We start from the raw sequence: 15427 nt of genomic DNA, 5'->3' as shown, positions 1-15427 counted from the left end.
GCAAGCTGATCACTGTCTACAGTACGGGCTTACCCAGCGCGACGGGCGACATACAGTCGTTAAGCGGTTATTCGGACGGCTCCAGCGGCAGGACGAACGGTCAGATACCTGGGCACGCGCAGCTCAGCGCTCCGGAACGCGTCGGACACATACGCCCGGACCGTACTGATCCGTGTGGGATCGGCGAGGGCCGCGACGGGCCGTCCCGGTTCGTCTACCAGCATCGACGCGCCGTCCGCGCCGGCATCGAGCGCGGCGGCAACAGCAAGGTCCTGTTCTCGCGTGCTTGTCTGTGCGCGGTGGAAAACCGTAAGGCGCGTGGATGGATTATCGGTGCCCGGAAAGTCAGATGTGGGATAGTCAACAACAGTGACCGGCGTGTCGCTGCGCAGGCGGGTGTCGATGACCAGGACCGACGTGCCGTCGAGGTTCAGACCAGTGGTGTGGCCGGCGAACGCGGCCTCCGCGTGCGGTGCGCACTCTGCGATCAGGGCAAGGAGATCGTCGTCCGACAGGTCCGGCCGACCAAGATCACGCAGCGCAATCGCTGCGACACAAGCGAGTGCGTTCGGTGACGAAAGGCCGGAGCCGGCCGGAAGGTCGACACTGCACAACAAGGTGGCGCCCGTGGGTTCCAGACGTTTGACGATTCCCGCTACCGGTCTAGCCCACTTTGGCAAGTCTACGGTTTCGTTGAGTGGAACACGGACCGGTTCGGCGGGTCTGTTGATGGAGACCAGTTCCAGCATCCGGTCGGTCCGCCGCTCGCCCGCGACGATCGCGCCCCACCGCGCGCACACCGACATCCCCGGCATCAGCGGCACGACACCGGGCGCATACCAGACCCCTTCGGCCGACCGCCCGAACGCCTCCCGGAACGCGTGCGGCACAAGGCGAAGCTCCGGCGAGACGTCCGGCCGGTCGGCCAGGTCGGTCATCGAACCCCCTTGCGGGCGAGCACCCGGTAGGCGTTGCCCCGGTCGTGGCGGTTGGCGATGGTCTGGTTCACGGTCTTGTCCAGCACGCCCGCGATCACCAGCCAGGGGATTCCGAGCGTCCAGACCGCCGCGCTCCGCACGCCTTTCAGCTTCGGCTTCGCCGGACGCCACGGCGACGGCGAGCGCGGCGCGATGTTCGCCAGGAACAGGTAGCTGGACAGGACGAAGTCGTTACAGAGGTGCGCTTTGCCGCGTTCCTCGGCGATCGGTTCCAGGCCGCGGTCGGCCAGGGCCGCCTTCAGGTTCCCGATCGGCATCATGTGCTGGTGCTGCGGCTGGAACCACGGCATCCAGTACCGGCCGAACAGCCGGCCCAGCCGCCACTCCGGGTCGGGCAGCTCGATCAGCAGGTAGCCGCCGTCCGGCAGGACCGACGCGGCGACGTCCAACTCCGCCCACGGGTCGCGGGTGTGTTCCAGGTAGTGGTGCATGCTGACCACGTCGTACTGTCCGGCGATCTCGCCGGCGAACTCCTTGAAGCCGCCGCGGTAGGACCGGCTGATCCGGCCGAGGGTGACCGCGTCGTCGATGGCCGCCCCTTGGTCCAGGCCGTCGAACGTGGTCTCGGGGAGGATCTCCTTGGCGCCGCGGCAGAAGTGCGCGTGCCCGGAACCCACGTCCAGCCACCGGACCGGGGTGGTGAACGGCTGGACCATCCGGGCCCGGTCGTAGTACGGCTCGGGCCCGCCGGCGAACACCGCCTCGGCCGCGCCGGCGCCGTGGCCGTCGTAGAAGTCGCGGTAGTAGAAGTCCAGACCGGCCGGGGTCAGCCGGGGGTTCTGGAAGAAGTGTCCACAAGGGACGCAACGGTCCATGGTGAACTCGCCGGGTTTGCGCTGCACCAGGTCCGTACTGGTCACGCACAGCTCCAACTGAGTCGCGCCACACGCCGGGCAGGTGTCTCGACGGGTTTCGAAGAAGCGGTCGGTGCCGCGGCTGATCTCGTCGGCGTACACCGGGATCAGCGCGACCATGTTCTCGTCCTGGGCCCGTTCCTCGGCCGACCGCCAGCGGCCGGCCATCGTCCGCACCCACAGGTACGGCGTGTACACCGGCCGCAGGATCGAAGCGACAACCAAATCCTTGGGGTGCAACGGAGTTCCCGCGAACGCGAGCACCGGATGCAGCAGGTACAAACCGGCGGCGATCAAGCCCCACGGCCAAGACCACACCACAGTCCCGGCCACAATCAGGTAGCCGAGCACCGAACCCGCGGTCCACAGCGCCGGGCGCTTGCCGAGTTGCCGCAGCCGGGCGGCCCTGGTCGACAAGTCGTACGGCTTCGCTTTGAGCGTCGGCGCCACGGCCAGGTCGACGCTGACGCCTTCGCGGTCCTTGACCCGCCGGGCGAACGTCACGAACTCGGTGGGATCACTGGGTTCCTTGACGTCCAGCTTGTCGATCGCCTTACGGCCGCACACGATCGCGTCACCCGCGCTGATCCCGCGCACCCACCGGCCGCCGCGGTACTTCGCCGGCTCGACCGTCCGGAGCAGGTCGACCGCGGCCGTGGTGCTGAGGTTCGCCGGGATTACGTCCACCAGGCCGAGATCTTCGGCTCGGACGAACTCGATCGCCGACTCCCGGACGTCGCCGGGCAGGTCCGCCGGATAGGACACGAAGTCCTCGGAGTCGCCGGCCGCGAGCCGCAACACCCGCAACTGCCCGGCCCGCGCGCGCAGTTTCCCAGCGTCCAGCAGCAGGTAGGCGACCACCAGCCCGAACAGGATCCACGACATCACACCGTCACCGCCTCAAGATGATCGGCCGCGGCGGACGCGCCGCCCGCGGCCCGGAAGGACTGTTGGACCCGGCGTGCGCCAGCGGCGTACTCGGGGTTGTGCAGCACGGCGTCCAGGGCCGCCCGGATCTCGGGTGCGCGGACCCGCGCGTACTTCAGCCGGAGCCCCGCGCCGGCGTCAACCACCTGCTGGGCGATGATGGGCTGGTCGTCCCTGATCGGGGCGACGACCAACGGCAACCCGTGGGCCAGTGCCTCGCACACGGTGTTGTGGCCGCCGTGCGAGATCACCGCTTCGACGTGGTTCATCAGCGCCAACTGCGGAACACGTTCCGTCACAAGCACATGCGGCGGGGCCGTGACCACGCCTGGCGGCGCGACGAGCACCACCTGGACTTCGGTGAGGTCGCTGACGGCGGTGACGACCTCGCCGAAGAACCGGTGCCCGGCGGCGCCGTTGAGCGTGCCGAGCGACACCAGGACCCGTCGTTTCCCCTCGGTCAGCCATTCCCAGGGGAACTCGGTCCGCTCCGACCGCCGCAGGGCTGGCCCGGTGAAGACGTAGTGGTCGGGAAATGCCCTGTCCCCCACCAGTTCAGCCGTGGTGAACGCCAGCACCAGCAGCTCCGAGAACCTGATGTCCACATCGGACTCACTCAGGGCGGCCAGCTGCCGGCGGATCCATTCTTCCACCTTCGGCATCGTCTGAAGTGGACGGACGAGCTCCGCCGAGGTGCTCGCCGACGTCACCCACGGGATCTCCGAGGCACGGGCCACCACCGGGCCGGCGAGCGCCTGCTGGTCGGCGACGACCACGTCCGGGACGAACTCGAAGACCGCCTTGTCGACACCGGGAATCATGGCGTGCGCCAAGGGGATCAGGAACTCCTCCCAGAGGAACTTGAGGACCGCGAAGCCTTTCAGCTCCAGCCATCGCCGCCGGGCGTCCTGGATGTCCCGTTCCAGACTGTCGGCCAAGGCCGGGAAGATCGTCGCGCCGTCGTCGAGCAACGGTGTCAACGTCCCGGAATGGCCGACCCAGGCGACTTCGTGGCCACGGGCACGCAGCTCGGCGCCCACCGCTGCGGTCGGGTTGACGTGCCCGGTCAGCGGCGGGACGACGAACAGGTACCGGCTCATCCGAGCCACCCCCGGATCAGGCTGAGGAGGTCCCCGGTCGCCTCGCGCAACACCGTGTGGCCGAGGCCGGGAATCACGTGCAGCTCACAGTTCCGTACGTGCGTCGCCAGGTCCTGGGCCGCGTCCACCAGTTCCGACTCGGCGCCGAACACGCCGAGCACAGGGCACTGGACCTCCTTGAGGTCCTGTTTGGACAGCAGCGCGCCGGACATCAGGTCGTCGATCAACGACGTGCCGTTGAGCAGGGCGTCCGCGTTGCCGGCGAGCTTCGCGACCTTACGCTGGCCCAGCGTTCGCAACTGGTCCTGGGTGCGGTCGAACTCCAGCCCGAGCGCGGCCACGCTGAGGGTGTTCACGATGTCCTCCACCCACAGTTCGCCCGGTGTGCCCGCGCACGCGGCCTCCACGAGCACGACCCCGGCGACGCGTTCGGCCGCCTTCAGCGCGGTGTGCATCGCGACGATGCCGCCGTAACTGTTGCCCAGGAGGTACACCGGTTCGGTGATGCCCAACTCGTCCAGGATGGCGAGCAGGTCCGACGCGCTTTCCTGAGGCGTGTAACCGGCTTTCGGCCGGGCGGACAGGCCGTGGCCGCGTAGGTCAAATAGCACAGTGTGGATGCCGTCCCGGGCCAGCGGCGCGGCCAGCGTGTAGTAGAAACTGGACAAGTTGTCCATCACCAGGCCGTGCACGAACACCACCACGGGTCCCTCGGACGGGCCCAGTCGCTGGACGTGGAACCGCAGGCCGCGGACGTGGATCTCGGCCATCTACGCGGCCGGTGGGGCTTCGATGTGGTCGACCAGCCGACCGACGGTCATCGCCATGATCTCGTCGATGTCCATGTCGCCGAGGAACGCGACGAGGTCGACGCGATCGCCGTACCGTTCGCGCAGCTTGTCCGCGAGCGCCACGAACTCGATGCTCTCCAGGCCGAGGTCGTCCGAGAACGTGGTCTCCGGGGTGACCGCCATGCCCAGCAGGACGTCCGCGCCGACCACTTCCTCGATCATCCGGACCACCTCGTCCAGCACGTCAGTATCGGACATGATCCGCTCCTGTCAGATCGACCACATAGGACGTCTCGCCGTCGGCGACCGTGGGCTGGACGCTGATGCCGACCGGGTCGTCGCCGGCGATCGCCACCGCGCACCCACCCCCCGACGGCTTGGTGGGATCCACGCAGTGCGCCACGGAGACGGTCGGGGTGGTGAACGCGCCCGTGACCCGCACACCGTCGCCCTCGTCGATGACGGTGAGTTCGGCGGGGAAGATCGGGCCGGCGCCGCGGTCCCACAGCCACGTCCGGACCGCGTCCTTCACCGCGACCCGGCCGACCAGCCACTGGCGCTGGGTGCGCAGGTCGAGCCGCCGGTACTGGTCGCGTTCCGCGGCGGTGAGATAGCGGCGCATCATCAGTTCGCGCGTCGCGCTGTCCGCCCACTTCTCGGTGACCATCACCCAGCCGCCGGGCTGCGGCTCGGCCAGGGTGTTGCGTTCGGCCCGGAGTTTGACCTGCCAGATCCGGTCGTCCGTGGTGAACCGGCGGGTGGTCCAGCCCTCGATCCGGCACCACAGCGTCCCGTCCGACGTCCGCAGTTCCGCGTCCGCGCGCATGTGCTCCGCGGTGACCTCGGTGATCCAACTGGTGCACTGGATCCGTTGCCCGACTTCCGGTGTCGGCCCGTGGTAGCGGACCGCGTCGATGCCGGTCGGCAGGACTGTCTGGTCGACGTCCCGGCTCACCTGCATCCAGTGCCCGATCACCTGCCCGGCGTTGTCCAGCAACGCGCCCGGCGCCGGCAGGACGGTCACCGTGCCCGTGATGCCGTTGTCGGCGAGCGTCTCGATCCCGATGACCCCGGCGAACCGCGGCCCATGGAACATCCAGCCGTCTCGGTAAAGCCGGCTCGCCGGGACCGGCGCCGGCCTGGGGTCGACGAACTCGGGCATGGTCCGGTTGTCGGGCTGCGGATACCTGTCGGCCACCAGGACACAGCCCTCGGCGTAGTCACCAACCCGGACGTGGATCCGGTTTCCCTTGCGGCGGACCGTGATGGTGGCCTCGGTAGCGGGTTCGACCACGACCCACTGCATCGCCCGCACGGACTCGACCCCGGTGATCACACCGTCCGGCGCCACGGTCCGGGCCGCGTCCTTGATCACCTCCAGGAGGCCGGTGATCGGCACGGTCGGGAACCCGTCGGACACTTCGGCCCACCCGTCGGCCTGCGGGAAGATCGCATGGTCGACCAGTTCGGGCATGGTCGCCAGCGAGAACTCCCGGGTGAACCTGGCTTCGGCCGGGTGGGTGGGCTTCGACAGGGCTTCGACGACCTGGCGGGCGGCCGCGGTGGTCTCCGCGAGGACAGCGGTCAAGGCCGCGCTGACCGGCGAATCCTCAGGAATCGACGTTGGTTGGGTGATCGGGTGGGTGGCTATCGGGTCGAGCCTGATTCGGGGCACACCGAGATTCAGCAGACGGCCCCGGTTCAGGCCGAAGGCCCACAGTGCGGCGGCGGTTCGGTCGGCTGAGTCGCCGGTCACCGTGATGTGCTCGCGGTCGCCGAGGGTGTCCTCCACGAAACCTGTGAGGCTGCCTTTGCCGACCTGGACGAACGCGCGGATACCGGTTTCGTGCAACCGGTGGATCATCGGCCGGAAGCGGACCGGTTCGACCAGGTGCCGCAGCACCAGGTCGCGGATCTCGGCCGGGTCGTCCGGCATGGGTGCGAGCGAGGTCGCCGACCAGACCGGCACAGCGGGTGGCTGGACCGCGATGCTGTCGACGGTTGTCCTTGCGGTCGCCAGGAAAGGGGCGAGCGCGGGTGTGTGGAAGCCGGTCCGGAACGGCATCACCTGGGCCAGGACACCTTGCGCCTTCAGGGTTTCCACCACGTCGGCCAGTTGGTCGGCCGGGCCGCAGATGACTGACTGATGGGGACAGTTGTCGTGGCTGACGACCACGTCCCCGGTGACTGCCCGGTGTGCCGTTTCCGCGTCGCAGCCGAGGGCCGCGTAGACGACGTCCGCGACGGCGACCATGCCCGGCCGGAGGGATTCGACGAACTCGTCGATGGTCGGGTAGATGCCGGCGACCGCCATCGCCGTCCACTCCCCCATGCTGTGGCCGGCGAGGGCGGCGGGCACGATCCCCGCCGCCTTGAGCCGCTGTGCCTGCGCACGGCCAGCCCGCAGCAGGCCGATCGCGTGGTCCACAACGGACTCCTCGCCGGTCAGCTCGCCCGTGCCGCGCTGCTCGAAACCACTGAACAGGAAGGCGACCTGGTCCTTCCTGGTGAGCAACGGTCGGGGCGCGAACCAGATGCCGTGCCGGCCGGTCCACGCCTTGGCCCGGCCGGCGATCTGCCTGGCGAGCTTCAGTTTCCGGGTGTCGGGGGCCCAGACTGTCAGCCGGCAGGGCAGATCGCCGGCCGGTGTCCGACTGCGCGCACGGGCCAGCAGGTCCTCATCGTCGGCGAGCAGGTCACGTTCGAGGTCCGCAGGAGTGTCCGCGGACAGCGTCAACACGGGCACCGGCAGCTCAGGCACGGCCGGACTGCTGTCGCGGGCGCGTTCGAGGACGGCGTGCGCGTTGATCCCGCCGAACCCGAAGGCGTTCACCACCGCCCTATGTGGATCGTCCCACGGCCGCGCCTGGTGAATGAGCTCGAACCGGGTGCCCCGGAGCTTCTCGTGCGGTTCGTCGACGTGCAGGGTGGGCGGCAGGGTCGCGTGGTACAACGCCAGCGCGGCTTTGATGAGTCCGGCCATGCCGGCCGCCGGCATCGCGTGCCCGATCATGGATTTGACCGTGCCGATGCCGATCTTCGAGCCGTGCGCCCCAAAGGCGTTGATCATGGTCTGCGCCTCGGCCGCGTCGCCGGCGGGGGTGGCCGTACCGTGCGCTTCGATCAGGCCGAGTCCGTCGCCCGGATTGAGACCTTGCCAGGCTCGTTGTACGGCAAGGAGTTGGCCAGCCGGGTTCGGTGTCATCATGCTCGTTGCGCGGCCGTCGCTCGCGGTCCCGACACCGCGGATGACGGCGTAGATCCGGTCGCCACTGGCCATCGCGTCCGCGGCACGCTTGAGCAGCACCATCCCGACGCCTTCGGACAGCAGCGTGCCGTCGGCCTTGCTGTCGAAGGGACGAATCCGCTCCGTCACGCTGAGGGCCTTGAGCTGCGTGAACACACTCCACAGCGTGGGGTGATGGGACACGTGCACGGCCCCGGCCAGCATGGCGTCACACCGGCCTTCGGACAGTTCACGCACGGCGTGTTCGACCGCGACCAACCCGGACGCGCACGCGGCATCCACTGTGTACGCGGGGCCGTGCAGGTCGAACCGGTTGGCGACCCGGGACGCGGCCAGGTTCGGCACCAGGCCGATGGACGCCTCAGGTTGGTCCGGGCCGAGCTTCGAGCGCAACGCGGCCCGCAGCTCGCGCTCGTCCACCCCGGGCAGCAGGTCGCGCACGACCGACACCAGCTGGTTGACCTGCACGCGCTGGTCCAGCCGCGCGCAGCCCGGCGTCAGGTAGCCACCACGACCCACCACGACACCGACCCGATCCCGGCTCGGCAGTGCCTGCTCGCCGCCCATGTCGGCGATCGCGGCGGCGGCCACGCTCAACGCCAGCAGCTGGTCCGGCTCGGCCGCGTCCACAGTGGACGGCATGATGCCGAACCGGCCGGCGTCGAAGACGGCGAGGTCGTCGAGAAAGCCACCGCGCCGGCAGTAGAACCGGTCGCTCGCCGGGGTTCCGGCGGGGTCGTAGTACAGGTCCGGATCCCAGCGGGCGGCCGGGATCGTGCCGATCGAGTCGACACCGTTGACGATGTTGTGCCAGAACGCCGACGCGTCGGCCGCTCCGGGAAACAGGGCTCCGACACCGACGATCGCGATGTCTAGCATTGGTAGACCACCTGCACGTCCTCGCCGGCCGCGATCTCGTTGAGCAGGCAGTCGACCCCGTCCTTCGGGTCGATCAGGCCGATGCCCCGGCGGCCGTACTCGCCGGCCAGGTCCGCGGCCATCCCGCTGCCCGACCACGGGCCCCAGTCCACGCTCACCACGTGGGCGTCGGTCTGCGTCGACCAGAATCTCGCCAGCCGGTCCAGGGTGTCGTTGGCGGCGGCGTAGTCGGCCTGGCCCCGGTTGCCGGCCACCCCACTGATGCTGCCGAACAACACCATGAAGCGCGGGTTGTGCCGCAGCGCCGCCTCAAGCGCCTTGGCGCCGTCGACCTTGGTGTCGTAGACACGGGCGAAGGCTTCGACGGTCTTGTCCGCCATCAGCTTGTCGTCCAGGACACCGGCGCCGTGGATGACGCCGTCCAGCCGGCCGAAGCGCGCGACGATGTCCTCGATCACCGGACCGGCTTCCCGCACGTCACAGGCGTGGTAACGGACCGAGGCCGTGGACTGGCGCAGTTGCTCCATTGTGGACTTGATTTCGCGTTGGGCGAGGATGGTCCGTGCCGTCGCGGCGATCTCATCCCGGTCACGTAGGCCGGTCTCGATCAGCGCGCGACGAAGGGCGGGCTCGTCCTTCGCCGCCGCCGTCCGGGGATCCTCCTGTGCGCGCGGCAACGGGGTCCGGCCGATCAGCTCGATCCGGCAGCCCGTCCGTTCGGCCAACGCGATCGCGGCCAGCGCGGTGATGCCCCGCGCGCCACCGGTGAGCAGCACCACGCTTTGCTCGTCCAGGCTCAGATCTCCTTGGGGTACAGCGGTTTCCTTGAGCTGGATCGCGTAACGCCGGCCGGACGCGTGACCCACCACAGCTGGTCCGTCGACCGCGGTCAGTTCGGCGACGAGGGCGGTCGCGATGGCGCGGTGGCTGTCCTTCGGGTTCACGTCGACCGCCCGGACGTGGATGTCCGGGTACTCCTTGGCCGCGGTCCGGACCAGGCCGTGCAGGCCCAGGTCGGCGGGGATGGCGGTCTCACCGAACCCGAACGTGCCGCCGCCGGCCGTGGCGGCCACGAACCCGCGCACCGGCCCGGCCAGGCACGTCCTGATTTCCTGGTAGACCGCGGGCAGCAGCCACTCCTCGTCCGGGCGCAGGCCGCCGAGGTGGATCACGTAGTCGACCCCGGACGGCACGTCGGCGATGCCCGGCACGGTTCTGGTCGACCCACCGAACCGCTCCACCAGGTCCGCGATCTCCAGGCCGATGCCGCCGCCGTCGCCGACGATCAGCACCCGCCGGTCGGCGAGCACATCGGCCCGCGGCGGGCACGCGTCCAAAGTCACCAACTCGGGAACCTGGCGGGTGGGGCGGACGCTGGTCACCGCCGGTGGCGCGACCACGTCGGCCGGCTTGTCGTGCTGGTCGAACCAGCCGACGATGCCCTCGATGGTCTTGATCTTCGACAGTTCGTCCACGGTCGCGCTGTCGCCGGTCACCCCGAGGGCCGTGGCCAGCTCGCCGATGATCTCGGTCCGTTTGATGGAGTCGATGGACAGGTCCGCCTCCAGGTCCAGCCGGGGATCCAGCATCTCTGGCGGATACCCGGTACGGGTACTGATCGTCGCCAGCACCACGCTGCCCACGTCCATCGCCACCGCCGGTTCCGGCACGTGTTCCGGCTCGACGACAGGCTGCTCGACGACGAGCGGGGCCGTGGTGGTGCCGAGGTAGCCGAGCATGACATCACGTTGCGCGGCAACGGCTTCGCGCATCCCGTCCAGGAACTCCTTGACGATGGAGTCTCTGGAGACGCCCGCGGTCAGGCGTGGGGCCTCGGTCGCCGGGCGGAGCCCGCCGGCGAGGGGTTTCCCGTTGGTGTCACGCACAAGTCCTCCATCCACGTACCACTGGGGTCGTCGGGGAACGTCCTCCAGGCGGACCGGTTCGGCCCGGCCGGCGAACATCGGCACGGTGTCGACCGGAACGCCGGCGACCGCGAGCGCTGCCACGGCTCGAAGCAAGGCGGGGACGCCAGGCGTCCCGTCACACGAGACCGCTGTGAACGACCGGTCACCAAGGATCTTGCGCACGAACGACGTCAGCACACTGCCCGGCCCAGCCTCGACGAACACCCGGGCGCCGGCCGCGTACATCGCCTCGATCTGGTCGACGAACTGGACGCCACTGGTGAGCTGGGCGGCCAACGTGGCCGGGATGTCCTGGCCGTACGGTCGAGCATCCACATTGGACCACACCGGGATGTCCAGCGAGCCGATGTGCTGCGTGGCCAATGTGCCGGCGAACGTGTACGAAGCGTCCGCCACGAGTGGACTGTGGAACGCGGCGGCGACCGGGATGGTCCGCACGGACACGCCGGCGGACCGCAGGTTCTCGACCGCCGATGCCATCGCTTCCGTGGCACCGGAGATCACCAACTGCTGGGGCGAGTTGTGGTTGGCCACCACCACACCGGCCGGCAGCAGGTCCCGGATGTCCGAAAGGGACGCTGACACGGCCGCCATCGTCCCGGGATCCTCGCCAACGGCCGACACGATCGCCGCGGCCCGCGCCGAACTCAACCGAAGCAGGTCTTCCGGCCCGAACGCGCCCGCGACGGACAACGCCACCAGCTCGCCGTAGCTGTGGCCGCCGGCCAGGTCCGGTCGGATGCCGAACGACGCCAGCAGTTCCGTCATCGCCAGGCCCGCGATGCCCAGCGCGGGCTGGGCGACCGTGGTGTCCGTGATCGCCGCCCGCTGCCGGGCCTTGTCGTCCTTCGACAGCGCGGCGGGCGGGAACATCACGTCCTCGTACGCACCCGACGCCAGCCGCAGGTTTCGCTGGAGCCAGGGGAACGTGGTGAACAGGTCGAGCAGCATGCCCGGACGTTGGCTGCCCTGGCCGGAGTAGAGGAACGCGACCTTCGGCGGCTCGGTCGCGCTCCGCAGCTTGACCAGGTCGGACTCCTGCCAGGCGGCGACCGACGCGAGCACGTCGGGCAGTTGGTCGTGGTGCGTGACGACCGCCGCGGCCTGGATCGGCTGGGTGCTGGCCGCCGCGGTCGCGGCGAGGGCACGCAGTGGCCAGGGACGGCCGGCGGCTTCGTTCGCCTCGACCAGCCGGGCCAGTTGGGCCGACGCCCGTTGGGCCGCCTCGGGGGTCGCGCCCCGGAAGACGACCAGTTCCGCCGGCCATTCACGTAGGCCGTGCCGGGGTTCGTCGGCTCCGCTGTATCCGGTGATGACCGTGTGGAAGTTGGTGCCGCCGAAACCGAACGCGCTGATCCCGGCGGTGCGTTCGGCGGCCGGCGCCGACCACGTTCGGCGGCCGAACGCGAACGGGCTGGTGGTGGCGTCCCAGTAGGCGTTCGGCTCGGTCACGTGCAAAGTGCCCGGCCGGACTCCGGTGTGCACGGCGGTCGCCGCCTTGATCACACCCGCCAGGCCGGCCGTGCATTTCGTGTGGCCGATCTGGGACTTGACCGACCCGATCGTGCAGCTTCCGGGGGCGAGCTTGGTGAACATCTCGGTCAACGCGGCCAATTCGGTCCGGTCCCCCACCACAGTCCCGGTCCCGTGCGCCTCCACGAGCCCGACGGACTCAATGGAGACGGCGCGGTACGCCCGCTGGAGTGCGCGGCGTTGTCCGTCGGCGCGTGGCGCGGTCAGGCCAAGGGACCGTCCGTCACTGGACGCGCCGATGCCTTTGACCACCGCGTAGATCCGGTCGCCGTCGCGTTCGGCGTCGGCGAGTCGCTTGAGCACAACGCATGCCACGCCTTCGCCCAGCGCTATGCCGTCGGCCGCCGAGTCGAAGGTCGCGCAGCGGCCGCTGGGCGACAGCGCCTGTACGGACGCGAACATCATGAAGTCGTGGGCACTGTTGTGCAGGTCGACGGCACCGCAGAGGACCAAGTCGCTCGACCCGGCGCGCAGCTCTTTGCACGCAACGTCGAGCGCGGCGAGGCTGGACGCGCAGGCCGCGTCAACGGTGTAGTTGGCGCCGCCGAGGTCGAGCCGGTTGGCGATCCGGCCGGCGATGACGTTGCCGAGGACACCCGGGAACGAGTCCTCGGACAGGCGCGGCAGGTACTCGTCCAGTTCTTCGGGCGTGCTGCCGTACAGCGCAGGTAGTGCGGAGCGTACAGTGTACGCATTGGCTAGGTCGGCGCCTGCTTCGGCACCGAAGATCACCGAAGTGCGGTCCCGGTTGAAGGCTCGCTTGGCGTAGCCCGCGTCCGAGAGCGCCCGCGCAGCGGCTTCCAAAGCCAGCAACTGCGCGGGTTCGATGGACGTGAGCGAGGCCGGCGGGATGCCGTACGCGAGCGGGTCGAAGGCAACCGGCGACAGGAAACCGCCCCAGCGGGACGGGGTGTCCGGGTACCGCGCCGGATCCCAGCGCTCCGCCGGTACTTCGGTGACCGCGTCGACCCCGGACACGATGTTGGACCAGTACGTGGCGACGTCGCCCGCGCCCGGCAGCATCGCCGCCATCCCCACGATCGCGATGTCCAGCGGCTCGGCCGGAGCTTCCGGCGCGTCGTCGGACACCGCGGACCACCGGGCTTCGAGCAGGTCGCCGCGGGTGACGTCCTCGTGCAGGGTGGCGATGTCGGTCAGCGAGTCCCGGAGCGTGGCGACCTGGCCGATCATGAACATGCCTGTCGACCGCTGCTCGTCCTCGGCCACCGCGACCAGTTCGGCACCCGACCGGCGCAGGCCGCGGCTGGCGATCCGCAACCGGCCGAGGTTCAGCTTCTCCAACTGTTCCCACGCGTCCTGCCTGGTCACACCCTCGGCCAACAGTCGCGCGCGCTCCTGCTCGAACATGTCCACATAGGACGTCTTGGCGCAGCGCACGCTGTGTCCGGGCGAGGTCTCCAGCAGCACGGTGTCCGCGCAGTCGACGGCGACCTGCTGGAACACCGGCTGGATCGCGCCGTGCTCGACCGCCTGCCTGGTGAACAGGTACGCGGTTCCCATCAACGCGCCGACGGCCGCGCCACGCGCAGCGAGCGGGGCACTCATCGCCGAGACCATCGCGGCTGAACGCTCGTCGTGGATGCCGCCGGCGAACAGGACGCTCACGTCACTCAGGTCCGGCCGGTCCAGCAGGACGTCGATCTGCTGTTCCCACAGGGTGAAACTCGACCGTGGGCCGGTGTGGCCGCCGCACTCCCACCCCTCGAACACGAACTTGCGCGCGCCCTCGTCCAGGAACCGGCGCAGCAGTGCCGGCGACGGCACGTGCAGGAACGTCGAGATCCCCGCCGCCTCCAGGTCCTTGGCCTGCGCCGGGTTGCCACCCGCGACGATCGCGTACCGCGGTTTCACCGCGTGCACGGCCGTCAGTTGGGCTTCCCGGAGAGTCGGGTCCGCGAACCCGAGGACGCCGACACCCCACGGCCGGTCGCCGAGGCGCTGGGCGGTGCTGTTGAGCAGGGCGGCGGTCTGCTCGCCGGTCATCAACGCCAACGCGAGGAACGGCAGCCCGCCCGCCTCGGCGACGGCTTCGGCGAACGCGGGCTGGTCGCTCACACGCGTCATCGGGCCTTGCGCCAGCGGATAGCGCAGCCCTGGATTTCGTCGACAGAAGACGCCATTTCCGCGCAAAGGCGGATTTTCCGCGGCCGTGCGCAGATTGGTATGAACAGCTTCACGAACTATTTGCACAACACCGCCGGCGGTAACACCCGATTGGCTCAGTCCACGCGCGAGCGCGCCATCTTGGCCGACCGGAAGCACGGTGTCCAGACCTGGTCGTTGAATCACTCTTCGGCCGCCCACAATGGCGGTGTCAGCGCCGTCCATCGCCGCGATCGCGGCTGTCACCTCGGGTCTCAGGTAATCGCGGACCTCGTTCACCAAGATGAACTGGCTGTCCAGGACGACGCCATTGGCGCCGCCGGCGACGGCCGCGGCGGCGGTGTTCGGCCCGATGCCGCCCGCCGCCCACACCGGCACGTCGACCTCGGCGAGCAGGTGTTGCAGCAGCACGAAGGTGGTCAGTTCGCCGACCCGGCCACCGGACTCGCAGCCACGCGCGACGAGCCCGTCGGCGCCGGCAGCCACCGCGGCGAGGGCCTCCGCGACCGTGGTCACCTCCACCAGCACTCGCCGGCCGTTACCGTGGATATGTTGGGGTGTAAGGATTGTGTCAACGTCGTCGGGTAGGTCGGCCACGGTTACCGGGCAGTCGCCGGCCAGCCGGACGCCGAAGCCGCCGTCGAGCCGGTCCCGCACCCGGTCGAGCGCGGCCAGCGCCGGCGCGCGGTCGTCGCCGAGGTCGAGCACGCCGAGACCGCCGGCGCGGCCGACCGCCACCACCAGGGCGGCATGCGGTTCGGCCAGTGGACTCACACCTATGACCAGGTCACGACACGAAAGTACGCTCAAGTCGATTCCTCCTCCACACCGGCAGGGAATGGGATGTGAAAGGAAACCAGCGGTGAACGACCGGAGCGTCACCCCAACGGGACGTTTCCTGGCCGTTGACAACCGTTTCATTTTGACGCAACAAATTGTGTCAACGCTGACCGGACGACGGGTGGACAATGCTCGCAGGGCGGTCCACTCGGTGTCACCCGCCGATCACCGTACAAACAAACCCGACCCGCGTCCACTCCTGCGGT

The 15427-nt window shown here is 69.5% G+C and carries 7 protein-coding genes; all 7 read right to left on the bottom strand.

Annotation, left to right across the window (positions count from 1 at the left end; all coding sequences use genetic code 11):
* Positions 1-59: 59 nt before the first annotated feature.
* The 7 genes from EV192_RS38960 to EV192_RS38930 are packed head-to-tail and all read right to left on the bottom strand — an operon-like array spanning position 60 to position 15191.
* The gene (locus EV192_RS38960; protein ID WP_132123650.1) at positions 60-938 is read right to left on the bottom strand and encodes a GHMP family kinase ATP-binding protein; all 879 of its coding nucleotides are present in this window, start codon (positions 936-938) and stop codon (positions 60-62) included.
* Positions 935-2737 (bottom strand): class I SAM-dependent methyltransferase, encoded by a 1803-nt coding sequence (locus EV192_RS38955; RefSeq protein ID WP_132123649.1) that lies wholly within the window; start codon positions 2735-2737, stop codon positions 935-937. The genes EV192_RS38960 and EV192_RS38955 overlap by 4 nt, the downstream gene beginning before the upstream one ends.
* Positions 2737-3879, bottom strand: a complete 1143-nt coding sequence (locus EV192_RS38950; protein ID WP_132123648.1) for a glycosyltransferase — start codon at positions 3877-3879, stop codon at positions 2737-2739. Before EV192_RS38950 ends, EV192_RS38955 begins: the two co-directional genes overlap by 1 nt.
* Positions 3876-4649 (bottom strand): alpha/beta fold hydrolase, encoded by a 774-nt coding sequence (locus EV192_RS38945; RefSeq protein WP_132123647.1) that lies wholly within the window; start codon positions 4647-4649, stop codon positions 3876-3878. The genes EV192_RS38950 and EV192_RS38945 overlap by 4 nt, the downstream gene beginning before the upstream one ends.
* On the bottom strand, positions 4650-4928 hold the full coding sequence (locus EV192_RS38940) for an acyl carrier protein (RefSeq protein ID WP_132123646.1): 279 nt from the start codon (positions 4926-4928) through the stop codon (positions 4650-4652).
* On the bottom strand, positions 4915-8796 hold the full coding sequence (locus EV192_RS38935) for a type I polyketide synthase (RefSeq protein ID WP_132123645.1): 3882 nt from the start codon (positions 8794-8796) through the stop codon (positions 4915-4917). Before EV192_RS38935 ends, EV192_RS38940 begins: the two co-directional genes overlap by 14 nt.
* Entirely contained in the window at positions 8790-15191 is a 6402-nt protein-coding gene (locus tag EV192_RS38930; RefSeq protein ID WP_243727350.1) for a type I polyketide synthase, read from the bottom strand. The genes EV192_RS38935 and EV192_RS38930 overlap by 7 nt, the downstream gene beginning before the upstream one ends.
* Between the last annotated feature and the right edge of the window lie 236 nt (positions 15192-15427).

This window comes from Actinocrispum wychmicini (genome assembly GCF_004345645.1).
In the GTDB taxonomy this organism is placed as follows: domain Bacteria; phylum Actinomycetota; class Actinomycetes; order Mycobacteriales; family Pseudonocardiaceae; genus Kibdelosporangium; species Kibdelosporangium wychmicini.
The sequence above is the reverse complement of the archived record's forward strand: the minus strand, read 5'-3'. Positions and strand labels throughout refer to the sequence as shown.

Excerpts from the sequence above, each read along its gene's own strand:
- EV192_RS38960 (WP_132123650.1), bottom strand. The coding sequence starts at position 938 with ATGACCGACCTGGCCGACCGGCCGGACGTCTCGCCGGAGCTTCGCCTT.
- EV192_RS38955 (WP_132123649.1), bottom strand. The coding sequence starts at position 2,737 with ATGTCGTGGATCCTGTTCGGGCTGGTGGTCGCCTACCTGCTGCTGGAC.
- EV192_RS38950 (WP_132123648.1), bottom strand. The coding sequence starts at position 3,879 with ATGAGCCGGTACCTGTTCGTCGTCCCGCCGCTGACCGGGCACGTCAAC.
- EV192_RS38945 (WP_132123647.1), bottom strand. The coding sequence starts at position 4,649 with ATGGCCGAGATCCACGTCCGCGGCCTGCGGTTCCACGTCCAGCGACTG.
- EV192_RS38940 (WP_132123646.1), bottom strand. The coding sequence starts at position 4,928 with ATGTCCGATACTGACGTGCTGGACGAGGTGGTCCGGATGATCGAGGAA.
- EV192_RS38935 (WP_132123645.1), bottom strand. The coding sequence starts at position 8,796 with ATGCTAGACATCGCGATCGTCGGTGTCGGAGCCCTGTTTCCCGGAGCG.